The organism is Streptomyces sp. NRRL B-24085, assembly GCF_001282115.1.
Taxonomy (GTDB): Bacteria; Actinomycetota; Actinomycetes; order Streptomycetales; family Streptomycetaceae; genus Streptomyces.
Genome location: NZ_LJBR01000141.1, coordinates 12352 through 37173, shown reverse-complemented (window position 1 = coordinate 37173; position 24822 = coordinate 12352). Strand labels below are relative to the sequence as shown.

Sequence of the window (24822 nt, the reverse complement as noted above, 5' to 3'; positions counted from 1 at the left end):
GTGGAGAACATCCCCGAGGAACTCGACCGCCGCCACACCGGCCTGCCCGGCCGCCCCGCCGAAGCCGCCCCCACCACGCGCCCCGAGCAGGCCCGCACCGTCCCGGCCGTCAGCGAGGGCCCCGCGCTCACCGAACCGTCCGTGTCGAGCTGGGCCGAGGCCCTGCGCCGCGCGGCCGCCCGGGAGCGGGGCGACATCGTCCACGTTCACGCCGACGGCAGCGAGCACCGGCGCACCTACGCCTCCCTGATCCCCGAGGCATCCCGCGTTCTCGCCGGTCTGCGCCGGGCGGGCCTGCGCCCGGGCGACCAGGTCATCCTCCAGTGCGACGTCACCGAGGACTTCCTCGCCGTGCTGTGGGGCTGCGTCCTCGGCGGCTTCGTCGCCGTCCCGCTGACCGTCCCCGCCTCCTACGACACCCCCTCCGCGGCGCTGACCAAACTGGAGGGCATCTGGCGGATGCTCGGCCGGCCCTGGATCGTCAGCTCCGCCGAACGCGAGGCCGGACTGCGCGCGGTCGCCGCCCGGCAGGACTGGCCCGGACCCCGCATCACCACGGCCGACGCGCTGCGCGAAGCGCCCGAGGACCACGACTGGCACCCCGCCCGGCCCGACGACCTGATGCTGATGCTGATGACGTCCGGCAGCACCGGTCTGCCCAAGGCGGTACGCCTCACCCACCGCAACGTACTGACCCGCTCGGCCGCCACCGAGCAGCTCAACGGCCTCGGCGCCGACGACGTCTCCCTGAACTGGATCCCCCTCGACCACGTCACCGGTGTGGTCATGTTCCACCTGCGCGACGTGTACCTGGGCTGCCGCCAGATCCACGCCCCCACCCCCTGGATCCTCCAAGACCCGCTGCGCTGGATGGACCTCGCCGACCGGCACCGGGTCACCGTCACCTGGGCGCCCAACTTCGCCTTCGGGCTCCTGGCCGAACAGGCCCACCGCTTCACCGGCCGGAACTGGGACCTGTCGCCGATGCGGCTGGTGATGAACGCCGGCGAGGTCGTCGTCGCCTCGGCGGCCCGCGGCTTCCTGCACGCGCTGAAGCCCTTCGGCCTGCCCCAGGACGTGATGCACCCGGGCTGGGGCATGTCCGAGACCTGCTCCGTGGTCACCGACGCCGTCCTGCCCGCCCGACCGGTCCCCGACGAGGGCGTGTTCGTGAGCTGCGGCCGCCCCTACCCCGGCTTCGCCATGCGGGTCGTCGACGAACACGGCACCGTCCTGCCCGAGGGCGAGGCGGGCCGCTTCCAGGTCCGCGGCACCTCGGTGACCGGCGGCTACCACGACAACCCGGCCGCCAACGCGGAGGCGTTCACCGACGACGGCTGGTTCGACACCGGCGACCTGGCGTTCCTGCGCGACGGCGAGCTCTACATCACCGGCCGCGCCAAGGACGTCATCATCGTCAACGGCGTCAACCACTACAGCCACGAAATCGAAGCCTGCGTGGAGGAACTCCCGTACGCGGAGCGGAGTTTCACCGCCGCGGTCGCGGTGCGAACCGACCCCGCCTCGCCCACCGACGAACTCGCCCTGTTCCTGCACCTCACCCCCGAGGCCGACGCCGACCCGGCCCGTGCCCTGCGCGAGATCGCCGGAAAGGTCACCCGGGAGATCGGCGTCAGCCCGGCCTTCCTCATCCCGGTGGCGCGGGACGCCGTCCCCAAGACGGAGATCGGCAAGATCCAGCGCACCAAGCTTCGCAAGAGCTTCGAGGCGGGCGACTTCGACGACGAAGTGCGGCGCACCCAGGTGCTGCTGGGCACGGCGGCCACCGTCCCCGACTGGTTCCTGCGCCCGGTGTGGCAGCGGACGGAACGCCCGCACGCCCCCGCCACGACGCCGGGCCGGCACACCCTCGTCCTGGCGGGCGGCGACCCGAAGGCCGGGGCGCTTGCCGAGCGGCTCGCCGACGCGCTGCGCTCGGCGGGCGGCCGGTGCACGGTGGTCGAGGAGGCAGCCGCGTACGAGCGGCTGGACGCCGCCCACTACCGGGTACGGTCCCTGGAGACCGCCGACTACGCCGCGATGCTGGGCCGGTTGGTGGACGACGAGCGACCCGTCGACGCCGTCCTGGACCTCGACGGGCTCCGCGGCACGGGCGAGCCGCCGGTGGCACCGGACGACACGACCGGCGTGGAGCGGCTGCTGGCGTTCGCCCGGGCCCTCGCCGACCGGCCCGCCCCGCAGCGACCCGTGGATCTGGTGTACGTCTCGGCGGGTGCCCAGGCCGTGCGCCCCGGCGACCGGCCCGCACCGGCGCACGGCATGGCCGCGGCCCTGCTGAAGTCGCTGGCCGAGGAGTCCGCCGCGCTGCGGGCCCGGCACCTCGACCTGCCCGCCGACGACGCCACGGACCCGCTCCCCGTCCTGGTGGCCGAAACGACGTACACCGACGACGGCGTGGACATCGCCTACCGCGACGGACACCGCTACGTACGCCGCCTCGCCCCCCTGCCCGAGACCCCCGCCCGCGCCGAGTCGCCCGCGCACGACGGCTTCACCCTGCTCACGGGGGGCCTCGGCGGGGTCGGCACGGAGATCGCCGCCCACCTGCTGCGCACCCCCGGCACCCGGCTGCTCATCATCGGACGCACCCGGGAGGAGGAAGCCGACGCCCTGCCGGCGCTGCGCGAACGCGGAGAGGTCCGCTACACCCGCGCCGACGTCACCGACGAGGACCAGGTGCGGGCCGCCGTCGAGGCCGCCGCCGAAGCCTGGGGCGTGCCCCTGACGTCAGTGCTGCACCTGGCCGGGACGCTCGTCGAACGCCCCGTCGGCGGCCTGGACGTCACCACCTGGCGCCGGGCGCTGGACGCGAAGGTGCGCGGCGCGTGGACGCTGCACCGGCTCACCGCGGACCACCCGCACGTCTCCTTCGTCACCTTCTCCTCGGTCAACGGCTTCTTCGGCGGCGCCATGAACGCCGCCTACGCCGCCGCCAACGCCTGCCTCGACACCCTCGCCGAGTACCGCCGCAGCCTCGGCCTGCCCGCGCAGTCGCTGGCCTGGAGCATGTGGCGCGAGCGCGGCATGAGCCGCGGCTACGGCCTCACCGCCCTCACCGAGGCCCGGGGCTACCGGCTGCTCGACCCGCCCGCCGCACTGCGCTCGTTCGACTTCGCCCGCACCCTGGACACACCGCACCTGCTGATCGGCGCCGACCGCACCGCCCCCTGGGTGCGCAGCCACGTCGTGGCACCCGCACGCCAGACCCGGCGCCTGGCCGCCCGCGTCGGCCTGGCGGACGGCACCGACCTGGGCGCCCTGTACCGGGCCGCGGCAGGCAGCGCACAGGCGGCCGGCCTGTCCGACGACGCGTGGACGCTGCGCTCCGCGGGCACGAGCGCCGACCCGCGTGGGCCCGAGGCGGAAGAGGACCTGCGGCGCCTGGAGACCCGGCTGGCCCAGGTGTGGCGCGAGGTCCTGGACCGCGACCAAGTGGGCCTGGACGACAACTTCTTCGACCTGGGCGGCAACTCCCTGCTCCTGGTCACCGCCCAGAGCGCCGTCAACCGCGCCTTCGGCAGCGAACTGTCGGTCGTCGACCTGTTCGCACACCCCACCGTCCGCGACCTGGCCCGCTACCTGTCGGCCACCGGTACGAACCCCGTGGCCGGCGCCGAGGAGGGCGCCCGGCCGGAGACCGGCGACGGCCTGGACCGCGCCCGGGAACAGGCCCGCCGGCAGCGCGCGGCCCGCGCCCGCCGCACCGCCCGCCAGGGCAGGGACCGCGGTCATGCCTGAGCGGACCGACGACACCCCGTACATCACCGAACCGGGAGAGGACGAGGCACAGGCCGTGCACGACACCACCGCACCCCACGACGACGACCTGCCCGCCGTCGCCGTCATCGGCATGGCGGGCCGCTTCCCCGGCGCCGACGACCTCGACGCCTTCTGGGACAACCTCGCGGCCGGCCGGGAGTCCGTACGGCCCGTCACCGACGAGGAGTTCCTCGCCGCCGGCGGCGACCCGCGCGACCTCGACGACCCGGAACTGATCCGCATGGCGTCCGTCGTCGAGGGCATCGACCGCTTCGACTCCGGCTTCTTCGGCTACAGCCCCGCCGAGGCCGCCGTCGTCGACCCCCAGCAGCGGCTGCTGCTGGAGACGGCCTACCACGCCCTGGAGGACGCCGGCTGCCTCGGCGGCGACCGCGCGGGGGAGGCGTTCGGCGTGTACGCGGGGGCGGGCGACAGCCGCTACTACCCCGCCCACGTCCACCCCCGCTACGCCGGACAGCCCGGCTCGGTGGCGCTCGTCCACGCCGCCACCGCCAACTCCCTCGGCACCCTCGCCACCCGCGTCTCCTACGAACTGGGCCTCACCGGCCCCAGCGTCTCCCTGCAGACCGCCTGCTCCACCGCGCTGGTCGCCGTGCACACCGCCTGCCAGGACCTGCTCGACCACCGCTGCGACACCGCGCTCGCCGCCGCCGTCTCCCTCAACCCCTCCGCCGTACTGGGCTACCGGCACGTACCCGACGGCCCCTTCTCACCCGACGGGCACTGCCGTGCCTTCGCCGCGGGCGCCGCCGGCACCTCATCCGGCGACGGGGTGGGAGCCGTCGTGCTCAAGCGGCTCGAGGACGCCCTCGCCGACGGCGACCGCATCCGCGCCGTCATCCGCGGCAGCGCCGTCAACAACGACGGCCGGCGCAAGGTCGGGTTCAGCGCGCCCAGCGCCGCCGGACAGACCGAGGTCATCCTCGCCGCGCAGGCCCAGGCCGAGGTCGACGCCGCCACCATCGGCCTGATCGAAGCGCACGGCACCGCCACCAAACTCGGCGACCCCATCGAGGTGTCCGCCCTGACCGAGGCCTTCCGGCACAGCACGGACCGCACCGGGTTCTGCGCGCTCGGCTCGGTCAAGACCAACATCGGCCACCTCGGAGCCGCCGCCGGCATCGCCGGACTCATCAAGGCGGTGCTGGCCCTGGAACACCGGCAGATCCCGCCGAACCTGCACTTCGAGCGCCCCAACCCGCTCATCGACTTCGACGCGAGCCCCTTCCGGGTGCCCACCGCGCTGGAGGAGTGGCCCGAGGGCGACCACCCCCGCCGGGCGGCCGTCAGCGCCTTCGGCATCGGCGGCACCAACGCCCACGTCATCCTGGAGGAAGCCCCCCGCACCCTTGCCGCCCAGCCCCGCCCGCCCCATGACGGCCACCGTCTGGTGCTGCCACTGTCGGCGCGCACCGCCGGCGCCCTGCGCGGCCAGGCCACGGCACTCGCCCGGCACCTCGAACGCCGGCCCGAGCTGCGCCTGGACGACGTGGCCCACTCCCTGCGCACCGACCGGCCCGCATTGCGCCATCGGCTCACCGTCACGGCGGCCACCCGCGAGGAGGCCCTGGACGCGCTGCGCTCGGCGACCCCGGCCACCCCACCGCTCGCCGACGACCCGGCCCGCGTGGCGTTCCTGCTGCCCGGCGGCGGCACCCAGTACCCGGGCATGGGCAAGGAGCTGTACCGCGACCAGGCCGTCTACCGCGACACCGTCGACGAGTGCGCCCGCATCCTGCGGCCCGTCCTCGGCGCCGACCTGCGCACCGCCCTCTTCGAGGAGCAACGGCCCGACGACACCTCCGCCTTCCTCGGGCTGGTCGTCACCGAGTACGCCCTGGCCCGCACGCTCATGGAGGCGGGCGTGCGCCCCGACGCGCTGATCGGCCACTCGCTCGGCGAGTACACGGCCGCCTGCCTGGCCGGCGTCATCGACCTCGCCGACATGCTGCCCCTGGTCACCGAACGCATCCGGCTCATCAGCGCCGCCGGCGGAGCCACCGTCGGCGTCGCCGCCCCGGCCGAACAGATCCGGCCCTTGCTCGACGCCGACCTGTCCCTCGCCGCCGTCAACGGCCCCAGCGCCTGCACCGTCGCCGGGCATCTCGACGCCGTCGCCCGCTTCGAGGCCGAACTCACCCGCCGCGGCATCCCGTTCCGCCGCCTGCGCATCCCCGTCGCGGCCCACTCGCACGTCCTGGACCCGGTCCTGCCGGCCTACGAGACCCACCTGCGCCAGGTCACCCTGCGCCCGCCGCGCATCCCGTACGTCACCAACGTCACCGGCACCTGGGTCACCGACGCCCAGGCCACCTCCGTGCGGCACTGGCTCGCGCACACCCGCGACACCGTGCGGTTCGCCGACGGCATCACCGCCCTGTGGGACCGGCTGCACCCCGTCCTCGTGGAGATCGGACCCGGCGACACCCTGACCAAGCTCGCCACCGGCCGTCTCGCCGACCGGTCACCGGTGACGGTGACCACCATGCGCCACGCGAAGGCCGAGGCGTCCGACGGGTTCGTCCTCGCCGAAGCGCTGGGACGGCTGTGGAGCGCGGGCGTCGACAGCGCCCTGCCCCCGGTGCCGGGCGCACCCCGACGGGTGCCGCTGCCGCCGTACGCCTTCGAGCGCCACCGCCACTGGATCGACGCGCCCGGCGCCCGCACCGAGCCCGCCACCACCGACGACACCACGACAGCGGCCGACCCCGGACTCGCTCCCCGGCCCCGGCTGACGACCGAGCACGTACCGCCCCGCGACGACCGCGAACGGGAGGTCACCCGGCTCTGGGAGGAGACCCTCGGCATCGGCGGCATCGGCGTGCACGACAACTTCTTCGACCTCGGCGGCGACTCGATGCGCGCCGTACTGCTGGCCGGCCGGATGCGCCAGACCGGTGTCCTCGACGTCCCGGCGGCGACCCTGCTGGCCGCGCCCACCGTGGCCGGAGTCCTCGCCGCGGCCGGACAGCCCGAGGACAGGTCGGAGGTCACCTCCTCCGCGCTCGCCCCGCTGCTGCCGCTGCGCGCCGAGGGCACGGCCACCCCCCTGTTCTGCGTCCACCCGGGCGCGGGCGTCGCCTGGCGCTACACGGGCCTGCTGCCCCACCTCGGCGGCGACCAGCCCGTCTACGGAATCCAGGCCGCCGGCCTCGACGGCACCCGGCCGCCCGCCCCGGACGCCGCCGCGATGGTCGCCCACTACCTCGACCTGGTGCGCCAGGTGCAACCCCGCGGCCCGTACCGGCTGCTGGGCTGGTCCTACGGCGGATTCGTCGCCCACGCCATGGCCTGCGCCCTGCAACGCGACGGCGAACAGGTCGAACTCCTCGCCATGCTCGACGCGCCCCAGCCGCACGGCACCGCCCACGACGCCGACGCCGTGGAACGCCAGGTCGCGGCCCTGCTGTCCAGGGTGGCCGGACTCGACGTCGACGGTGCCCCCGTGGAGACCGTCCTGGACCGGATCGAGGCCCGCGTCGCCGCCGACCCGGCGAGCGTCCCCGTAACCCGCGAGGAGGCCGCCGCCATCGCGGCCGTCATGCGCAACAACCTGCGCATCGCGCCCCAGTTCACCCCGGGCACCTACCGCGGTGACGTGCTGTTCTTCAGCGCCGCCGAGGAGCAGCACACCGAACACCCGACGGACCTGGCGGTGCTGCCCGGCAAGGCCGACAGCTGGCGGCCCCACGTCGACGGAACCCTCCACGACCACCGCGTGCCCTGCGGCCACTACGAGATGACCGAACCCGAACCCATCGCCCGTATCGGCGAAGCGGTCGCGAAGGCACTGCGCGGCCTCGACGACCGCGCCTGCACACCCCCTTCCCCGTGAAACCCGCGACGAGGAGAACCAGCGTGCAAGCGACCCAGGACCTCTACGAACTCGGTGACGCCCCCGAGATCGGCACCGCCCCGAAGAAGATGTACGCCTCGCTCATCCGCCGTGAGCGCTACGGACAGCCCGTCGACGCCTTCCGCACCGAAGTGGTCGACGTCCCGCCCGTGGGGCGCGGGCAGGTCCTGGTGAAGGTGATGGCGGCCGGCATCAACTACAACAACGTCTGGGCGGCCCTCGGTTCGCCGCTCGACGTGATCGCCGCCCGGCAGAAGGCGGGCGCCACCGAGGACTTCCACATCGGCGGCTCCGACCTGTCCGGGATCGTGTGGGCGGTCGGCGAGGACGTACGCGGGGTGAGGCTCGGCGACGAGGTCGTGGTCCTCGCCAACCGCTGGGACGAGAAGGCCGAGGACATCCGCCTCGGCGGCGACCCCACCTGGTCCGGCAGCCAGCGGGTGTGGGGCTACGAGGAGAACTACGGCTCCTTCGCCCAGTTCGCCGTCGTCGACGACTACATGTGCCACCCCAAGCCCGCCCGGCTGTCCTGGACGGAAGCCGCCTGCTACATGGCGACCGCCGCCACCGCCTACCGCCAGCTCTTCGGCTGGCCGCCGCACACGGTGCGCCCCGGCGACCCGGTGCTGATCTGGGGCGGCGCCGGCGGACTGGGCTGCATCGCCATCCAGCTCGTCCGGCACGTCGGCGGCATCCCCGTCGCGGTCGTCTCCAGCGAGGAGCGGGGCGAGTTCTGCCTCAAGCTGGGCGCCGAGGGGTTCATCGACCGGCGGAGGTTCGACCACTGGGGACGGCTGCCGGACACCTCCGACGAAGTGGCGACGGCCCGCTGGCTGTCGGGGGCCCGGGCCTTCGGGCGGGCGTTCTGGGAGGTGCTGGGCGAGCGGCGCAGCCCGCGGATCGTGCTGGAGCACTCCGGCGCCGACACCGTCCCCACGTCCCTGTACCTGTGCGACAACGGCGGCATGGTCGTGCTCTGCGGCGGCACCACCGGCTACAACGGCGACGTCGACCTGCGCTTCCTGTGGATGCGCCAGAAGCGGCTTCAGGGCTCGCACGTCGCGACGGCACGGGAAGCACGTGAGGTCACCCGGCTGATCGACCAGGGGATCATCGACCCGTGTCTGTCCCGCACCTTCGACTTCGACGAGATCGGCCTCGCCCACCAGCTCATCCACGACAACCGGCACCCGGCGGGCAACATGGCCGCCCGGGTGGGCGACCTGGGGTGATTCGCCCTCGCCGTGAGGGGTACTTGCGGCGGGGTACGACGCACGCGACCTCTTGGAGGTACCCCCCATGGGCAAGCTGGGCGACATGATGAACAAGGCCAAGGAGATGGCCAAGGGCCACCCCGACCAGGCGGACAAGGGCGTCTCGGGCGCCGAGCGCATGGTCGACGAGCGTACGGGCAACAAGTACGACGCCCAGACCGACAAGGCGGCCGACGCGGTGCGGCGTTCCTACCAGGACGGTGGCACGACGCCGGAGCGCTGATCCGTCGCCCCGCCCGTCCCCGGGACACCGGGGGCGGGCGGCTTCCTGTCAGCCGCGGAGGGCGTCCCGCCCGGTCACGTAGCTGAAGACTCCCGCCGTCCCGATCGCCGCCCCGATGTGCACGACCCGCACCCGCACGGCGTGCGCGGGATCGGAGCGAAGGCAGACACGCAGTTCGTCCCCGCAAACGGAGGCCCGTAGGTCTCGCAGGCTCCCCTCCGCCACGGCGAGGGCCTTCCACGCCGCTTCCTTGGCGGAGAACAACGCGGTCACCGACCAGACCGCGAGCAGCGGCTCCTCGTCCGCACGCAGCACCAGACGGGCCGCTGCGCGGGGGAGGGGCCGAAGCTCCAGGTCACAGCCGAGGGGCAGCCTCCCGTCGGCCCCGCGCGCCACGGCTACGGCGATCCCCGCACTGTGCGAGATCGACGCGGCCCGGCCCGGCGGGAACACCGGCAGGCGCCCCGAGCGGGGGATCTCACCGCAGTCCAGGCCCACCGTTCGCAGGGCCCTGCGGGCGGCCCGCCGGCCGGCGAGGAACTCCAGCCGCCGCTGCTCGGGCATCGACGCCGCGGCGGTCGCCTCGGCGGGCCCGGCCGGTTCCGCTCCCGGTTCGGAGACTGCCGCGACACCGAGCCCGAGCCCGGCGGCGAGAAGGCGCGGACGTAGAGCTGTCAGGTCCTCGCCCAGCCCTGGCAACGGCATGCCACGGTGCTGCGGCTCCTCGCCGGCCCGGCCCGGCCGCACAGGTCTCCCGGGGCTCACCGGCTCCTCTCCAGCCGGCCCCGACCACGCAGGCCCCTCGCCGTCCTGAACCGCCGAGCCGAGCCCCACACCAGCCCGGGCCGGCCACGGCGTCCGCGTCGTGGCCGGCCCGGTCGGGGTCGGGCGCTCGGTCATCGCCGTCCGCCCTCGCACGTGCTCACACCCGCAACAGTTTCTTGATGATCTTTCCGGCGGGATTGCGTGGCACCTGCTCGATGAACTCCACCCGGCGCGGCCGCTTGTACGGCGCGAGCAGCCCCGCGACGTGGGCGAGCAACTCCGCGGTGCCCGCCTCCGCGCCCGACTCCAGGGCGACGTAGGCCAGCGGCACCTCGCCGTAGTCCTCGTCGGACATGCCGACGACGGCCGCGTCCCGGACCGCCGGGTGGGTCATCAGGGCGCGCTCGATCTCCGAGGGGTAGACGTTCTGCCCCGCACGGATGATCACGTCCTTGGTGCGGTCCACCAGGCTGATGCGGCCCTCGTCGTCCATGAAGCCGAGGTCACCCGTCCTGATCCAGCCGTCCCGGGTGATCTCGCTCGTGGCCTCCGGGTCGTTCCAGTAGCCCTGCATGACGCCCGGCCCGCGCACCACGATCTCGCCGATCTCGCCGGGGGGCAGTTCCCGGCCGGCCTCGTCGACGGCACGGGCGGACATGCCCGGCACGACCCGTCCGCACGGGATGCGGGCGGTGACGTCCCCCGGCGCGGGGTGCTCGTCGGGACCGAGGGTGACGAAGGGGCCGCCCACCTCCGTCATGCCGTACACCTGCCGGAAACCGCACCCGAGCCGTTCGACGGCGTCGGCGTACACGTCCAGGGGCATGGGGGCGGCCCCGTACAGCACCTCCCGCAGGGAGGACAGGTCGGTGTGCGCGGACGCCTTCGCCTGGAGCATGAAACGCAGCATCTGCGGCACCAGCCACATGTGCGTGGCACGGTGCCGCTCCACCGCCGACAGCGCCCGCTGCGGGGTGAACCCAGGCATCAGCACGACTGTCGCGCCGGCCGCCAGATAGGTGAGGGACACGACCATGCTGCCGTGGTACAGCGGGCAGCAGTTCACCATCACGATGTCGTCGGTGGGGCGGGCCATCACCAGCCAGCCGAGGGCGATCGCGCGGAACGACGCGCTGTCGACCGTCACGCCCTTGGCCTGCCCGGTGGTCGCCGAGGTGTGCAGCACGGCGATCGGGTCGGTGTCGGCGACGTCCGGCAGCTCCCGCTCTTCGGCCAGGGTGCCCAGCGCCGCGAAGGCGGGCTTGTCGAAGGCCACCCGCAGACGCACCGACTTCGGCAGACGGGCGTGGCGGTCCAGCAGTTCGGACTCACCGAGGACGGCCACCGCGCCGACCCGCTCGACGATCCCGGCGACCTCGGGCTCGGCCAGGCTGTGGTTGAGCGGCACGAACAGGGCGCCGAGCCGGGCGAGCGCGAAGTAGCTCTCCAGGACCTCGATCCGGTCCTTGGAGAGCACGGCCACGCGGTCACCCCGCTCGATGCCCAACTCCGCAAGACCGCGAGCCAGTTGGAGCGTGCGGTCGTGCAACTCGGCCCAGGTGACGCTGCGGTCGTCGTCCACCAGCGCGATTCGGCCGGGCCGGCACTGGCGGTTGCGCTCCAGCAGTTGCGTCAGCCACATCACGCACCGCCGCTCGCGGCGGCCCCCGCGCGCTCGGCCACGAAACGCTCGTAGTCGCCGATCGTGCGCAGCTCCTCCATGTCCTCCGCGGTGATCTCGACGCCGAGTCGCTGCTCGACCAGCAGGACCAGGCGCACCAGGTCCCCGGAGTCGATGCCGCTGGCGGCCAGGTCGGCGTCGTCGCCGATCCGGTCGGCGTACTCGGCGGTGCCGGTGAGTTCGACCAGCAACTCCCTGATGGTGCTCATGCTTTCCCCTTTCGCCTCGGCGTGCCGGCCGCCGCGGTCTACGACTGTCACCTCCTCAAGAGGCCGCGGCGCCCGGCCGCACTCCCCGGGCCCTCCCGTGAGCTTTGTCACGCGCCCGAACCCCACCCGGCGGGGATAGCCGGGCCGTATGCCCGGCCTCTTACCGCAACGAAGCAACCCGCTCCGCCCGGCGCCCCGCGCGGGCGGTCGTCGAACCGAAGGAGTGATGCGCGTGCCCAGGCAGCCGGTACGGGTCCGGGCCCCGGGACGGTGCCCGCAGTACGGCGCCGCCCCGGCGGTCATCGGACGTCCGGGCGGTGTCCGGGGGGAGGTCGGCGCTGCGGCGGTCGCCGGACGTCCGGGCGGTGTCCGGCAGCGGGGCGGCAGCGCGAGTACGGCCGGGCGCGCGGGCGGTGCACGGTGACCACGTCCACCACCGCTACCGCGCAGGGCACCGCCACCGCCGCCGCGGACGGCACCACCGCCACGCCCGAGGACGACCTGCTCTCCCACTTCGACGCGCTCATCGCCGGCGGTGAGACGATCGAACCGCGTGACTGGATGCCCGACGGCTACCGCCGCATGCTGATCCGTCAGATCGCCCAGCACGCCCACTCCGAGATCATCGGCATGCAGCCCGAGGGCGCCTGGCTCACCCGCGCCCCGTCCCTGCACCGCAAGTCCGTCCTGCTCGCCAAGGTGCAGGACGAGGCAGGGCACGGCCTGTACCTGTACTCCGCCGCCGAGACGCTCGGCGTGGACCGCGCCGACCTGCTGGACGCCCTGCACCACGGCCGTCAGCGCGCCTCGGCCACCTTCAACCACCCCGCGCTGACCTGGGCGGACACCGGTGCCATCGCCTGGCTGACGGACGGCGCCGCCGTCATCAACCAGGCACCCCTGTGCCGTACGTCCTACGGGCCCTACGCGCGCGCGATGCGCCGCGTCTGCCAGGAGGAGGCCTTCCATGTGCGCCAGGGCTACGACCTGATGCGCGCGCTGTGCGAGGGGACGCCGGAGCAGAAGGAGATGGCGCAGGACGCGGTGAACCGCTGGTGGCTGCCGGCGGTGGCCCTGATGTTCGGGCCGCCGGACACCGAGGCGGGCGGCGCCGACGCGCGGACCGCCGCGCTGGGGGCCGCGGTCTCCCGCCGCGCGATGGCCTGGGGGATCAAACGCCACACCAACGACGAGCTGCGTCAGCGTTTCGTCGACACCTGCGTCCCGCAGGCCGAGCGCCTGGGCCTGACGCTGCCCGATCCGGCGATCCGCTGGAACGAGGAGCGCGGCCACTACGACTTCACGCCCGTCGACTGGGACACCTACCGCACGGCCCTGGGCGACGACACGCACTGGGCGCGGCAGCGCATCGCGAACCGCCTGGCCGCGCACGAGGACGGCGCCTGGGTCGGGGAGGCCGCGGTCGCGTACGCCGCGAGGACGGACGAACCACGGGGAGCGGCCGTATGAGCGCGGCACGGGAGGGCGCGCCGGCGTCCTGGGAGGTGTTCCTGCGGGCCCGCAGGGGCCTGGCCCACCAGCACGTGGGGTCGGTGCGCGCCGCCGGCCCGGACGCGGCCCTGGCCGCAGCCCGCGACCTGTACACGCGTCGGGGCGATCCCCTGTCGCTGTGGGTGGTCCGCTCCGACTCCGTGCACACGGCCTCCCCGGACGAGCGTGACCCGTACTTCGCGGGCGCCCGCCACAAGCCGTACCGCTACCCCGAGCACTACGCGCCGCTGACCGAGAAAGGCCCCGAAGGTGAGCACCACGAGTGACGTCGCGGCGCTGCGCCCCGGCACCGCGCCGGGCCGACCGCCGTCCGCCGCCGATCCCGACCTGGCCCGGCATCTGCTGCGCCTGGGCGACGACGCCCTCGTCCTCGGACAGCGGCTGTGCCAGTGGATCACCCGCGCGCCCACCATCGACGAGGACCTGGCCCTGTCCAACATCGCCCTCGACCTGATCGGCCACGCCCGCGCCCTGCTCACCCGCGCCGGCAGCCTCGACGGAACCGGCCGCACCGAGGACGACCTCGCCTACACCCGCTCGGAACGCGAGTTCACCAACGCCCTGCTGACCGAGCTGCCCAACGGCGACTTCGCCGTGACCGTGGCCCGGCAGCTCGCCTACACCCACTACGCCGTCCTCTACTACGAGAGCCTCGCGCACTGTGCCGACCCCGAGCTCGCCGCGTTCGGGGCCCGGGCCGCCAAGGAGGTCGCCTTCCACCGGCTGCACGCCGACCGCTGGACGGTGACGCTGGGACGCGGCACCGCCGAGAGCGCGCGCCGCATGCGACACGCCCTGGAGAGGGTGTGGCCCTACACCGGCGAACTCTTCGAGGAGGACGACGTGTTGCGCCGCCTGGCCGCGTCCGGCACCGTGCCCTCCCCGGCACCCCTGCGTGACCTGTGGCTCGGACAGGTCACCGACGTCGTCACCGAGGCGGGACTCACCGTGCCCACTCCCACCTGGACCGCCACTGGCGGCCGCGCGGGCCTGCACACCGAGGAGTTCGGCCCCCTGATCGCCGAACTCCAGTCCGTACGGCGGCAGTTTCCCGGAGGCACCTGGTGAACGCGCCCACACCCACGCCCACTGCCGTGCCCGTACCCACGCCGACACCCGCACCCGTGCCCGCGTCGGTCACGGCCGGCCTCTCCGTCGCGGAGGTGCGCGAGCGGGTGGCCGCGCTCCCGGACCCGGAACTGCCGGTGATCGGCCTCGGCGACCTCGGTGTGGTGGGCCGCGTCGCCCCCGGCACCGACGGGGTGCTGGAGGTGGAGATCACGCCCACCTACCTGGGCTGCCCCGCGCTGCCCGAGATCACCGCCGCCGTGCGGGAGGTCCTGACCGCCTGCGGGCACCCCGACGGCCGCGTCCGGCACGTCCTGACACCCCCCTGGACGACGGACCGCATCACCCCCGAGGGGCGGCGCGCCCTCGCCGCGCACGGCATCGCCCCACCCGTGACCCCGGCACCCGCACGCCCCGTCCCCGTCGCACTGGGTGCCGTGCCCTGCCCGCACTGCGGCTCACGGGCCACCCGGCCGCACAGCACCTTCGGACCGGCCCGCTGCCAGTCGGTGCTGTGGTGCACGGCGTGCCGCGAGCCCTTCCCGCACCTGACCGCGCTGTGAGGCACACCGTGAACACCGCCCCGCCCGCCCTCCTCGACGAGGCACCGGCCGGTCCGCCCCGCCGCACCGGCTGGCACCCACTCGACGTCACCGAGGTCCGTCACCTGAGCGCCGACACGGTCGCCGTCACCCTGCACGTACCCACCGGCCTGCGCGACGTCTTCGCCCACCACCCCGGCCGGCACGTCGTCGTCCGGCACCGGCAGGCCTCCGGCGCCGAACTGCGCCGCAGCTACTCGATCTGCCCGCCACCGCACACACCCACAGCGCTCCGCCTGGTGATCAAACGCTCCGGGCCCGGCGGCTTCGGCGAGTACGCCACCACCCGGCTCGCGCCGGGCACGCGCCTCGAACTCTCCGCGCCCACCGGCACCTTCGCCCTGCCTCGGCTGCCGGGCGCCCACCACGTCCTCCTCGCGGGCGGCACCGGCATCACCCCGCTGGCCCCGATGGCAGCCCACGCCCTGCGCCGGGACCCGGCCTGCCGCGTCAGCCTCGTCCACTCGGTCCGCACCTCCGCCGACGCCGTGCTCGCCGATGAACTGGCGGAGATCAAGGACGAGTTCGTCGACCGTTTCACCGTCCTGTACGTGCTGACGCGAGAGGACCGGGGGAGCGGGGGCGGTCCGCTCGCCCGGCGGCTGGACGCGTCCGGAGTGCGCCGGCTGCTCGCGGCCGTGGACGCCCGTCCGGGCCCGGACACCACGTTCGCCCTGTGCGGACCGCCCGGCCTCGTCGCCACCGCACGGCACGTGCTGGCCGACCTGGGAGCAGAACCCTCCCTCGTTCGCTGGGAGTTGTTCACCGTGGACGGCACGCAGCCACGGGAGCCGGAGCCGATCACCCAGGCACCGAGGGCGGGCGAGTATCGGGTCACCGCCCTGCTCGACGGGCGCCGCCGCGCCGCCACCGTCCTGCCGGACGACCCGGTCCTGCTCGACGCACTGCTGCGCACCCACCCCGACGTGCCCTACGCCTGCCGTGAGGGCGTGTGCGGCAGTTGCCGCGCGAAGGTCGTGGCCGGGCAGGTGACGGCGGACGGCCAGCACGCCCTGGACGAACGCGACCGCGCCGCCGGCTACACCCTCGTCTGCCGCGCCCGGCCCCGCACCCCCGAGATCACCCTCGACTTCGACGCCTGAGGCACATCCAAGACCACGTACGACGACCGCCCTCGACTTCGCCGCCCGATGCGCACCGGAGACCCCGTTCGATGCCGGCGGCGGATCGCCACCACCACGCCACCCCGCAGCGAAGGAGACCCACGATGACCGCCACCGCCCGCCACACGGGGAAGACCGCCCTGGTCACCGGAGGCAGCCGGGGCATCGGCAGAGCCATCAGCCACCGCCTCGCCCGCGAGGGCGCCCTCGTCGCCGTCCACTACGGCCACGACCTGACGGCGGCCGAGCGGACCGTCAAGGAGATCGAGGCCGACGGCGGCCGCGCCTTCCCCGTCCACGCCGAACTCGGCGTCCCCGGCGACGCCGACACCCTGTGGTCCGCCTTCGACGACGCCCTGGCGCAGCAGGACGCCCCGGCCGGCCTGGACATCCTCGTCAACAACGCGGGCATCACCGTCCCCCGCCCGATCGCCCAGGTGACGGAGGCCGACTACGACCGCGTCTTCGCCATCAACACCAAGGCGCCGTTCTTCATCATCCAGCGCGGACTGGACCGCCTGCGCGACGGCGGCAGGATCGTCAACATCTCCTCCGTCGCGACCCGCGTCGCGTTCCCGGCGATCGTCTCCTACACCATGACCAAGGCCGCCCTCGACTACCTCACCCTCTCCCTGGCGCAGGAACTCGGCCCCCGGGGCATCACCGTCAACGCCGTCGCACCCGGCTACACCGAGACGGAGATCAACCCCACCCTCGCCGTCCCGGAGATCCGCCGCCGCTACTCCGAGGCCTCCACGTTCGGCCGGCTCGGCGACCCGGTGGACATCGCGGACGTCGTCTCCTTCGTCGCGAGCGACGACGCCCGCTGGGTGACCGGCCAGTGGATCGACGCCTCCGGCGGCGCCCACCTCGGTGTGTGACCCCTACGCACTCCTGGGAGATGTGATGAACGACCGCACGACCACCCTCGACGCCCCGGCGACCGACGACGCCCTGACCTGCCCCTTCGAGGGCGCCAGCCCCTACGACACGTATGTGCACGCCTCCGTCCTCAACACGTTGCAGCACCCCCTCACCGAGGCCCCGGACGAGATGGGCTTCCTGGTCACCACCCAGGTGATGGAGCTGTGGTTCACGCTGATCGTGCACGAGTGGCGCACCGCCAAGGTCGCCTTCGCCAAGGACGACCTGCCCGCCGCCATGGACGCGCTGGTGCGCAGCCGCCGTGCGCTGACCGCTCTGAACGGCGCCTGGGCGCCCATCGCCGCCCTGACCCCCGCCCAGTTCAACGGCTTCAGAGCCGCGTTCGGCCGGGCCTCGGGCTTCCAGTCGGCGATGTACCGGCACATGGAGTTCCTCCTCGGCGACAAGTCCGCCGGACTGCTGCGGGCCCACCGCGGCGACCCGGCCGTCCACGAGGCGCTCGCCGAGACCTACCGTGAACCGTCCCTGTACGACGACGTGTTGGCCTACCTCCACCGCCAGGGTCTGCCGGTCCCGGCCCACGTCCGCGAACGCGACGTGACCCGCCCCTACGACAGCGACCCCGGCGTGGTGGAGGCATGGAGGCACGTCTACGCCGGACCGCAGCACCACCCCCACCTCGCGCTGGGCGAACTCCTCACCGACATCGCCGAACTCGTCACCCGCTGGCGGTTCGACCACGTCCTGGTGGTCCGCCGCGCCATGGGAGCCAAACCGGGCAGTGCCGGATCCGCCGGGCTCGCCTGGCTCGAACAGCGCGCGGCCCGGCCGGTCTTCCCCGAACTGTGGGAGGTGCGCGGTGACATCTAGGACGATCTCCGCCTTCGCGGCCGAGGAAGAACAGCGGGTCCTGAGCCTGAAGCCGGTCCTGGCACCGGTGCACGGCCGCTACGGCGACCACCCCCACCAGACCTACGACGCCTGGCCGTCCGAGGACCCGAGCGCCCCGCTGGTGATCCTCCTGCACGGCGGCTACTGGCGCTACGACCGGATGCACCTGACCCCGTTCGCCGCCTGGCTCAACACGCAGGGCTTCGACGTCCTGCTCCCGGGCTTCAGACGGTCCGGCGGCGCGGGCGGCTATCCCGAGACCTTCGACGACATCGCCCGCATCGTCGACACGCTGCCCAAGGGGCGTCCCTACGTCCTGGCAGGCCACTGCTCGGGCGGCCACCTGGCCCTGTGGTGCGCCGCCCGGGGCCTGCTGCCGCCCGACTCCCGCTGGCACACCCGGGCCCTGCCGACGGCCGTGCTCGCCCTGGCCCCGATCACCGACCTCACCGCCACCCGCCGCGACCGCCTCAGCAACGACGCCGCCCTGCAACTCCTCGGCAGCGAGGAGCACTTCGCATCGCGCCTGCCCGAGGTAGACCCCCTCACCCTGCTGCGCGACGCAGGAACCACCGGCGTGCCCACGGTTCTTCTGCACGGCGCCGCGGATGAGGAGGTCCCTCTCACGCAGTTCAGCGACTACGCGGCCGTGCACCGGGACCTCAGGACGGTCGTCCTGCCCGGCACCGGTCACTACACCCTCATCGAACCCGGGGCACCCGGCGCCCGCGCGGTCGCCGACACCCTCCGGGACATGGCGGCCGCCCACTTCCCGGCGGACGCCGGCCGCGCGCACGAGGAGGCCGCACACCGATGACCACCGCACTCTCCGCAACCGCCACCCTGCACGAGCAGGCCGCGCAACTCGACGCCGACGACACCCTGGCCGACCTCCGGTCACGCTTCCTGCTCCCGCCGGACGTCGTGTACCTAGACGGCAACTCCCTGGGCCCGCTGCCCGCCGCCGTGCCGGCCGCCCTGGACGACGTCGTACGGCACCAGTGGGCGACCGGACTCATCGGCTCCTGGAACGCGGCCGGCTGGTGGGAGGCACCGCTGCGCGTCGGCGACGCCATCGGCACGCTCATCGGGGCGGCGCCGGGGCAGACGATCGTGGGCGACTCCACCAGCGTGCAGCTCTTCACGGCACTCGACGCCGCCGCCGCGCTCCGCCCGGACCGACCGCTGCTGGTCACCGACCCCGGACACTTCCCGACCGACCGCTACCTCGCCGACGCGGTCGCCCGCCGCCGCGACCTGGAGGTACGGCACGTACGCCCGGCGGAGCTCCCGCAGTTCCTCGCCGCCGAGGGCGAACGGGTCGCCGTCGTCAGCTACTCGCCCGTCGACTACCGCACCGGTGAGCTGTACGACATGCGGGCACTGACCCGGGCCGCCCACGACGCCGGCGCCCTCGCGCTGTGGGATCTGTGCCACGCCGCCGGCGCCCTGCCCCTGGACGTCGACGGCCTGGGCGTGGACCTGGCGGTCGGCTGCGGCTACAAGTTCCTCTCCGGCGGCCCCGGCGCTCCCGCCTTCCTCTACGTCGCCCGGCGCCACCACACCACGCTGGAAACCCCGTTGCCGGGCTGGACCGGCCACGCCGATCCCTTCGCGTTGGCCGACTCGTACACGCCCGCCCCCGGCATCGCCCGTGCCCGCATCGGCACCCCGCCGATCCTCTCTTTGCTCGCCCTGGAAGCGGCCCTCACCGCCTTCGACGGCGTCGACCTGCACCGGCTCCGCGCCAAGAGCCTCTCCCTGACGGGCTTCTTCCTGCACTGCGCGGACGAACTCCTCACCCCCGTGGGCTTCACCCCCGTCACCCCGGCCGACCCCGACCGTCGCGGCAGCCAGGTCACCCTCCGGCACCCCCACGCCCGCGGTCTGACCGCCGCCCTCGCCGAGCGCGGCGTCATCGCCGACATGCGCGCGCCCGACCTGCTCCGCTTCGGCGTCAACGCCCTCTTCACCACTCACCGGGACATGCTCACCGCCGCCACGCGCCTGCGCGACCTCACGGAAGAGTCCGCCTACGACCCGGCACCGCCCCCCGCGGGATCGGTGACCTGACGCGGGGCGAAACCGGAGCCGCGGACATGTCCCGGGTGGCATCGACTGTCCGCGCTCCATATCGCTGGCATGTTCCCCCGGGTCAGCAGCATGATCAGTACCTTGCAGTCAGCCCGAGGGGTAAGCCGTGCGCGACAACTACACGAACCTTCCAGGGTTCGAGTACGCCAGCCTGGAAGGCAGCTACGTCCTGGACATAACGGTCCGTCCAGCCGTGCTGAGCCTCCAGCTCGATCTGCTGCTCTTGCCTGGTCACCCGTCGTACGGGGCCCCTCTGCCCGGGGATCGTGCCTGCTTCCGTCAGGCCACGATCGTCTTCTCACCCGTACAAGAGCTGCACTGGACGGGGCAGGGCGTCGTCAAGCCCGCCATCGACGCGAGTGGCACTCTCGACTTCGGATCGGTCGATTCCCTGACCCGCGACGAGGACAACTACAGGCTGCTGGGCGACTGGGGCACGATCCTCCTGAAGTCATCCACCCCTTCCCTGTCCATCGTTCCGTCTCCCTCACCTGATCCGGACAAGGACGCCCAGCAGCCAGCCGCAATCGTGGATCTTGGCGGAGCGGGTGGTTCGCCGTTCTGAACTCCGGCGCCGGCTGGGGGAGTTCGTACGCCGTCTGCTGGCCGATCTGCCCCGCAAGAACTGCTGGACGATCGACCGAAGCCGGCGTGGCCCGACGGGCCTCTCAGGCCGCCATCAGCGCCGCCAGGGCGCGTTCCATTGCGGCGTTGAACTCCTCCGGCGTCAGCGGCAGCCGGGACTTGACGTCCCGGCTCCACTGGTCGGCGAGGACCTCGGCCGAACCCGTCTCGACACCGTCGAGCGCCGCGTCGGCCAGGTCCGAGGGAGCGATCTTCTCCACGGGCCAGCCCGCCGCCATGTCGGTGTCGGCCAGGCCGAGGTGCACCGCCGTCACGAGGGTGCCCTGCTCGGCGAGCTCCAGGCGGACACCGTTGGTCATGGCCCAGGCGGCGGCCTTGGTCAGGTGGTAGGCATTGGCGCCCCTGCCCCCGAACCAGGACATGGCGGAGAGGACGTTGACGATCGCGCCACCGCCGTTCCTGGCGAGCGCCGGCGCGAACTCCCGGATCATTCCCAGGTGGCCGAACATGTTGGTCTCCAGCTCCTGCCGGACCGCGTCCAGCGAACCGGTCACCAGGTCCGTCCCCGTGCTGATTCCCGCGTTGTTGACGAGGAGCGAGACGTCCGGGGCGGCCTCGGCGGCGGCCCTCACGGAGGCGGGATCGGTGATGTCGAGGGGCAGCACCTCGACCCCGGGCAGGTCCACGGCGTCAGGGTCGGGGTGAGAGGCATCACCACGACCGTCACGTGGGCCGCGCCCGAGCGAATGATCCGCGTCGGCCAGGGGGCGTGGGGGCAGCAGGGACTTCTCATCGCGGCCCGTCCGGCCGGCGCCTCTACCGGCCGGACGCCGTCACCCTGGTGCGGTTCTTCCAGCAGATGCGCATCACCGCGGAGCGCGAGCGCGTTCAGGCCAGGAGCGACGACCTGCAAGCTGCCCTGGACCACCCTGGACCGCCTCGACGAGACGAGACATAGCGATCTACGGCTGCGTCGGTCGGTGTGCGCCTCAGCCACGACGGTCGGTCTCACTGGCCACCGAGTCCCGTCGTGGCCACGGACTTGACGATGTGCCGCTGGAAGAACAGGAAGACGACCACCAGCGGCAGCGCGGCGAGCACGGCCGACGCCATCGACTGGGCGTACTGGACCCCGTAGGCGTCCTTGACCGACGTGATGCCCACCGGCAGGGTCATCAGGTCCGGGTCCGAGGTGGAGACGAAGGGCCACAGGAAGTTGTTCCAGGCCCCGATGAACACGAAGATCGCGACGGCCGACAGCATCGGGCGGGACAGGGGCAGCAGCACGGACCAGAAGATCCGGATGTGTCCGGCGCCGTCGATGCGCGCCGCCTCCTCCAACTCCCTGGGCAGGGAGTCGAAGTGACGCTTGAGGATGAACACCATCACCGGCGCCACGGTCTGCGGCAGGATCACCGCCGCGTAGGTGTCGACCAGGTTCAGGGTCAGCATCTGCTGGAACCACGGCACGATCAGCATCTGCGGCGGCACCAGGACGGCCGCCACCGTGACGGTGAACAGGGCCTTGCGGCCCGCGAACCGCGTGCGGGAGAAGGCGTAACCGGCCATCGCCGACACGGCCACCGTGATCACCGTGACCACGGCCGCGATCAGGAAGCTGTTGAACATCCACAGCGGCAGGTCGCCGTGCTCCCACACGCTGCGGAACCCGGCGAGGGTGAAGCCGTGCCTGGGCCACAGCCAGTGCACGGGATCGCTCGCGTCCTGCTCCGACTTGAAGGCGGTCAGCAGTCCCCAGCCGGCCGGCAGCAGCCACAGCAGGGCCAGCAGGGTCAGCAGCGCGAAGGTGAGGGTGCGGGCGGTGCGGCTGTCGCCGAGGGAGAGGTGGGTGCGGCGGGCCTCGGCGCGGTGCCTGCGGGCGGCCACTTCGCGGATGACCGGTGAGCGCGGTGCGGCCCCGGGGCTGCGGGCGGGCAGTTCGGTGGTGGAGGTCATGTCACTTCTCCCGGCGGCGGAGGGCGGCGTACTGGGCCGCGGAGGCGAGGATGACGAGGGCGAAGAAGACGTAGCTGATCGCCGAGGCGTAGCCGAGCCGGTAACCGGTGAAGCCGACGTCGTACATGTACTCGATGACCGGGCGGGTGGAGTTGTCCGGGCCGCCCTTGGTGAGCAGGTAGATCTGGTCGAAGACCTTCAACGAGGCGAGGACCTGGAGGACGGTGACGACGACGGTGATCCGGCTGAGCTGCGGCAGGGTGATGGAGAACAGGCGCCGCCACGCTCCCGCCCCGTCGAGGGCGGCGGCCTCGTAGAGGTGGTCGGGCACCGACTGGAGAGCCGCGAGGTAGAGGAGGAAGTTGAAGCCGGCGGTCCACCACAGGGTGGTGAGCACGATCGCCCACATCGCGACCGACTTGTCGCTGAGCCAGGCCACGGAGTCGAGGCCGACCGCGTTGAGGATCTGGTTGTACAGGCCCAGGTCGCCCTGGAAGAGCCAGGCCCACACCAGCGTGACCACGCCGACGGGCAGCAGGTAGGGCGCGAAGAACGCCAGGCGCCACACCCACTGGCCGGGCAGCCCGGTGTGGACCAGGAGGGCCATGCCGAGGGCGACGACGACGAGCGGGACGGTCGACAGGACGGTGAACCACACGGTGTGGCCGAGGGCCCGCCACATCTCGGCGTCCTGGAGCGCCTCCGAGAAGTTGTCGAGGCCGATGAAGCTCGGCGTGTGCGCCGACAGTGAGGTGTCGGTGAAGCTCATCCACAGTCCCTGGGCCAGGGGCCAGACCATGAAGAGGGCGAAGAGCACGAGGAAGGGCAGGGCGAACAGCAGGCCGGGGGAGAGGATCCGGCGCGCCATGGGTGTCCCGGTGCGGGACGGGGCGAGGGGAGAGGACATCGTTGTGCCTCCTGCGCGGGTGGTTCGCGGCCGGATCAGGCCGGGCTGGGCTTGGAGAGGAAGGCGTTCAGGCGGCCCACCATGGCGCGTGCCGCGCGGTCGGGGCTCGTGTCGCCGAGGAGGGCCTGCTGGAGGACCTGGCACATCGCGTTCTGGAAGTCGGAGCCCGCTCCCGCGAACCATGCCGCCGGGTCGAGGACGACGTGGTCGGCGGCCTGGGCGTAGTGGGACTGCGGGGTGAGCGCGGCGTACGCGGCGGTCTCGGTGACCGGCGTGTAGGCGGGGATGTGTCCGGCGGTGGCCCAGATCTGTCCGGCCTTGAGCAGGGCGGCCACCGCGCGGTGGGTGCGGCGCCGGTGCTCCTCGTCGGGGTGGTCGCGGTGGGGCAGGACGAAGGAGTGCGAGTCGGCGTAGACGGCCGGGGTGCCGAACACGGTGGGGAAGGGGGCCGCGCCGACGTTCTTGTCCGTGGTGCGGAAGGTGCCCAGTTCCCATTCGCCGGAGAGGATCATCGCCGTCTGGTTGTTGACGAAGGAGGCGATGGCGGAGGCGTAGTCGAGGCTGCGGGGATTGACGGTGCCGTCGACGATCCTGGCCATGAACGCGATGACCTCGGCCATCCGGTCGACGTCGACCTCGGCCGGTCCGCCCTCGGGCAGCTCGAACCGGCCGCCGGTCTGGTGGTAGAGGCCGTAGAAGAGCCGCCAGCACTGGGCGGTGTCGGTGACGTAGCCGAACGCGATGCCCTGCTTGCCGGAGGCCTTGGCGAGTTCCTTGCCCGCGGCGAGGAACGTGGCGGGGGAGGAGAAGGCGTCGGTGTCGAGGGTGCCGTCGGCGGTGAGCAGGCCGGCCTTCTTCGCCGGTTCGGGGTGGTAGAAGACGATGAAGGGGTGGGTGTCCAGGGGGATGGCGTAGGTCTTGCCGTCGAACTGGGTGCGTGACCAGACGGCGTCGGCGAAGTCGTCCCGGGCGATGCCGTACTCGGCCAGGACGTCCAGGTCCCAGGCGTCGAGGAGCCCGGTGGGCGCGTACCCGGCGAGACGGGACATGTGGGATACGGCGACGTCGGGTCCCCGGCCGCCGGCGGAGGCCATGGCGAGCTTGGTGTAGTAGGGCGTGCCCCACTCCAGGACGGTGCGTTCGACGCGGGTGCCGGGCATGTCGGGCCGGGCCTTGGCGACCATGTCGTTGAGCAGGCCGCCGTCGGCGCCGCTGAAGAGGTCCCACATCCGGACGGTGGAGCCGTCGTCGGCTGCCAGGGCCGAGCCGCAGCCGGTAAGGGCTCCGGTGCCGAGGGCCGTCGCGCCGGCGGCGAGTGCCGTCGTCAGGACGCGGCGTCGGGTCGGCCCGTGGCGACCGACCTGGGCGGGTGTGCCGGTCATGAGGGTT

General features: G+C 73.2%; 20 protein-coding genes and 1 pseudogene. 14 read left to right on the top strand and 7 right to left on the bottom strand.

The annotated features are described in order from the left end of the window. The 4 genes from AOJ26_RS17435 to AOJ26_RS17420 all read left to right on the top strand — a co-directional run. The coding region (locus AOJ26_RS17435; protein WP_159044306.1) for an SDR family NAD(P)-dependent oxidoreductase at positions 1 to 3759 on the top strand (3759 nt) is incomplete at its 5' end. Continuing rightward, entirely contained in the window at positions 3752 to 7636 is a 3885-nt protein-coding gene (locus tag AOJ26_RS17430; RefSeq protein WP_179200207.1) for a type I polyketide synthase, read from the top strand. The genes AOJ26_RS17435 and AOJ26_RS17430, both read left to right, overlap by 8 nt. 23 nt (positions 7637 to 7659) lie before the next feature. Further along, positions 7660 to 8889 carry a crotonyl-CoA carboxylase/reductase gene (gene ccrA / locus AOJ26_RS17425; RefSeq protein WP_053849223.1) on the top strand — a complete coding sequence of 410 codons (1230 nt, stop codon included), beginning with the start codon at positions 7660 to 7662 and terminating at the stop codon, positions 8887 to 8889. Positions 8890 to 8956: 67 nt separating this feature from the next. Beyond that, positions 8957 to 9154: an antitoxin gene (locus AOJ26_RS17420; protein WP_053849222.1), complete on the top strand. Its 198-nt coding sequence runs from the start codon at positions 8957 to 8959 to the stop codon at positions 9152 to 9154. Positions 9155 to 9202: 48 nt separating this feature from the next. On the opposite strand, the gene AOJ26_RS17415 is transcribed toward AOJ26_RS17420, so the two are convergent. The 3 genes from AOJ26_RS17415 to AOJ26_RS17405 form a co-directional block, all read right to left on the bottom strand. Then, positions 9203 to 9859, bottom strand: coding sequence for a hypothetical protein (locus AOJ26_RS17415; protein WP_053849226.1), 657 nt, complete (start codon positions 9857 to 9859; stop codon positions 9203 to 9205). Between the two features lie 217 nt (positions 9860 to 10076). Continuing rightward, positions 10077 to 11561 (bottom strand): class I adenylate-forming enzyme family protein, encoded by a 1485-nt coding sequence (locus AOJ26_RS17410; RefSeq protein ID WP_053849221.1) that lies wholly within the window; start codon positions 11559 to 11561, stop codon positions 10077 to 10079. Then, positions 11561 to 11809, bottom strand: a complete 249-nt coding sequence (locus AOJ26_RS17405; RefSeq protein WP_053849220.1) for an acyl carrier protein — start codon at positions 11807 to 11809, stop codon at positions 11561 to 11563. Before AOJ26_RS17405 ends, AOJ26_RS17410 begins: the two co-directional genes overlap by 1 nt. 420 nt (positions 11810 to 12229) lie before the next feature. Between AOJ26_RS17405 and paaA the strand changes: the two genes are divergently transcribed. The 10 genes from paaA to AOJ26_RS17355 all read left to right on the top strand — a co-directional run bounded on the left by paaA (position 12230) and on the right by AOJ26_RS17355 (position 20550). After that, complete coding sequence (gene paaA / locus AOJ26_RS17400) at positions 12230 to 13279, top strand: 1,2-phenylacetyl-CoA epoxidase subunit PaaA (RefSeq protein ID WP_053849219.1); 1050 nt, start codon at positions 12230 to 12232, stop codon at positions 13277 to 13279. Beyond that, positions 13276 to 13587, top strand: coding sequence for a 1,2-phenylacetyl-CoA epoxidase subunit PaaB (gene paaB / locus AOJ26_RS17395; RefSeq protein WP_053849218.1), 312 nt, complete (start codon positions 13276 to 13278; stop codon positions 13585 to 13587). Before paaA ends, paaB begins: the two co-directional genes overlap by 4 nt. A gap of 10 nt (positions 13588 to 13597) precedes the next feature. Beyond that, the gene (paaC, locus tag AOJ26_RS17390) at positions 13598 to 14389 is read left to right on the top strand and encodes a 1,2-phenylacetyl-CoA epoxidase subunit PaaC (protein ID WP_107092834.1); all 792 of its coding nucleotides are present in this window, start codon (positions 13598 to 13600) and stop codon (positions 14387 to 14389) included. Positions 14390 to 14445: 56 nt separating this feature from the next. Beyond that, positions 14446 to 14952, top strand: a complete 507-nt coding sequence (paaD, locus tag AOJ26_RS17385) for a 1,2-phenylacetyl-CoA epoxidase subunit PaaD (protein WP_053849216.1) — start codon at positions 14446 to 14448, stop codon at positions 14950 to 14952. A gap of 8 nt (positions 14953 to 14960) precedes the next feature. Next, positions 14961 to 16094: a 2Fe-2S iron-sulfur cluster-binding protein gene (locus tag AOJ26_RS17380; RefSeq protein WP_053849225.1), complete on the top strand. Its 1134-nt coding sequence runs from the start codon at positions 14961 to 14963 to the stop codon at positions 16092 to 16094. 125 nt (positions 16095 to 16219) lie between these two features. Beyond that, positions 16220 to 16996, top strand: coding sequence for an SDR family oxidoreductase (locus AOJ26_RS17375; protein ID WP_053849215.1), 777 nt, complete (start codon positions 16220 to 16222; stop codon positions 16994 to 16996). A 25-nt stretch (positions 16997 to 17021) separates the two neighbouring features. Beyond that, the gene (locus tag AOJ26_RS17370) at positions 17022 to 17870 is read left to right on the top strand and encodes a tryptophan 2,3-dioxygenase (RefSeq protein ID WP_053849214.1); all 849 of its coding nucleotides are present in this window, start codon (positions 17022 to 17024) and stop codon (positions 17868 to 17870) included. Beyond that, on the top strand, positions 17860 to 18708 hold the full coding sequence (locus AOJ26_RS17365) for an alpha/beta hydrolase family protein (RefSeq protein ID WP_053849213.1): 849 nt from the start codon (positions 17860 to 17862) through the stop codon (positions 18706 to 18708). The genes AOJ26_RS17370 and AOJ26_RS17365 overlap by 11 nt, the downstream gene beginning before the upstream one ends. Then, complete coding sequence (locus AOJ26_RS17360; protein WP_053849212.1) at positions 18705 to 19964, top strand: kynureninase; 1260 nt, start codon at positions 18705 to 18707, stop codon at positions 19962 to 19964. Before AOJ26_RS17365 ends, AOJ26_RS17360 begins: the two co-directional genes overlap by 4 nt. Positions 19965 to 20091: 127 nt before the next feature. Next, the gene (locus tag AOJ26_RS17355) at positions 20092 to 20550 is read left to right on the top strand and encodes a hypothetical protein (protein ID WP_053849211.1); all 459 of its coding nucleotides are present in this window, start codon (positions 20092 to 20094) and stop codon (positions 20548 to 20550) included. A gap of 103 nt (positions 20551 to 20653) precedes the next feature. Here AOJ26_RS17355 and AOJ26_RS17350 read toward each other — a convergent pair. From AOJ26_RS17350 to AOJ26_RS17335, 4 genes and pseudogenes are all read right to left on the bottom strand, one after another. Further along, positions 20654 to 21265 (bottom strand): annotated as a pseudogene (locus tag AOJ26_RS17350) (SDR family NAD(P)-dependent oxidoreductase); the annotation flags it as partial. A 313-nt stretch (positions 21266 to 21578) separates the two neighbouring features. After that, the gene (locus tag AOJ26_RS17345; protein ID WP_053849210.1) at positions 21579 to 22526 is read right to left on the bottom strand and encodes a carbohydrate ABC transporter permease; all 948 of its coding nucleotides are present in this window, start codon (positions 22524 to 22526) and stop codon (positions 21579 to 21581) included. 1 nt (position 22527) lies between these two features. Then, positions 22528 to 23433, bottom strand: coding sequence for a carbohydrate ABC transporter permease (locus AOJ26_RS17340; RefSeq protein WP_053849209.1), 906 nt, complete (start codon positions 23431 to 23433; stop codon positions 22528 to 22530). A 35-nt stretch (positions 23434 to 23468) separates the two neighbouring features. Next, positions 23469 to 24815, bottom strand: a complete 1347-nt coding sequence (locus AOJ26_RS17335; RefSeq protein ID WP_053849208.1) for an extracellular solute-binding protein — start codon at positions 24813 to 24815, stop codon at positions 23469 to 23471. Positions 24816 to 24822: the final 7 nt, after the last annotated feature.

What these genes read in the sequence shown, in the direction of transcription:
- AOJ26_RS17430 (WP_179200207.1), top strand. Translation starts at nt 3,752, where the DNA reads ATGCCTGAGCGGACCGACGACACCCCGTACATCACCGAACCGGGAGAG.
- AOJ26_RS17420 (WP_053849222.1), top strand. Translation starts at nt 8,957, where the DNA reads ATGGGCAAGCTGGGCGACATGATGAACAAGGCCAAGGAGATGGCCAAG.
- AOJ26_RS17415 (WP_053849226.1), bottom strand. Translation starts at nt 9,859, where the DNA reads ATGCCGTTGCCAGGGCTGGGCGAGGACCTGACAGCTCTACGTCCGCGC.
- AOJ26_RS17410 (WP_053849221.1), bottom strand. Translation starts at nt 11,561, where the DNA reads ATGTGGCTGACGCAACTGCTGGAGCGCAACCGCCAGTGCCGGCCCGGC.
- AOJ26_RS17405 (WP_053849220.1), bottom strand. Translation starts at nt 11,809, where the DNA reads ATGAGCACCATCAGGGAGTTGCTGGTCGAACTCACCGGCACCGCCGAG.
- paaB (WP_053849218.1), top strand. Translation starts at nt 13,276, where the DNA reads ATGAGCGCGGCACGGGAGGGCGCGCCGGCGTCCTGGGAGGTGTTCCTG.
- AOJ26_RS17375 (WP_053849215.1), top strand. Translation starts at nt 16,220, where the DNA reads ATGACCGCCACCGCCCGCCACACGGGGAAGACCGCCCTGGTCACCGGA.
- AOJ26_RS17370 (WP_053849214.1), top strand. Translation starts at nt 17,022, where the DNA reads ATGAACGACCGCACGACCACCCTCGACGCCCCGGCGACCGACGACGCC.
- AOJ26_RS17360 (WP_053849212.1), top strand. Translation starts at nt 18,705, where the DNA reads ATGACCACCGCACTCTCCGCAACCGCCACCCTGCACGAGCAGGCCGCG.
- AOJ26_RS17345 (WP_053849210.1), bottom strand. Translation starts at nt 22,526, where the DNA reads ATGACCTCCACCACCGAACTGCCCGCCCGCAGCCCCGGGGCCGCACCG.
- AOJ26_RS17340 (WP_053849209.1), bottom strand. Translation starts at nt 23,433, where the DNA reads ATGTCCTCTCCCCTCGCCCCGTCCCGCACCGGGACACCCATGGCGCGC.
- AOJ26_RS17335 (WP_053849208.1), bottom strand. Translation starts at nt 24,815, where the DNA reads ATGACCGGCACACCCGCCCAGGTCGGTCGCCACGGGCCGACCCGACGC.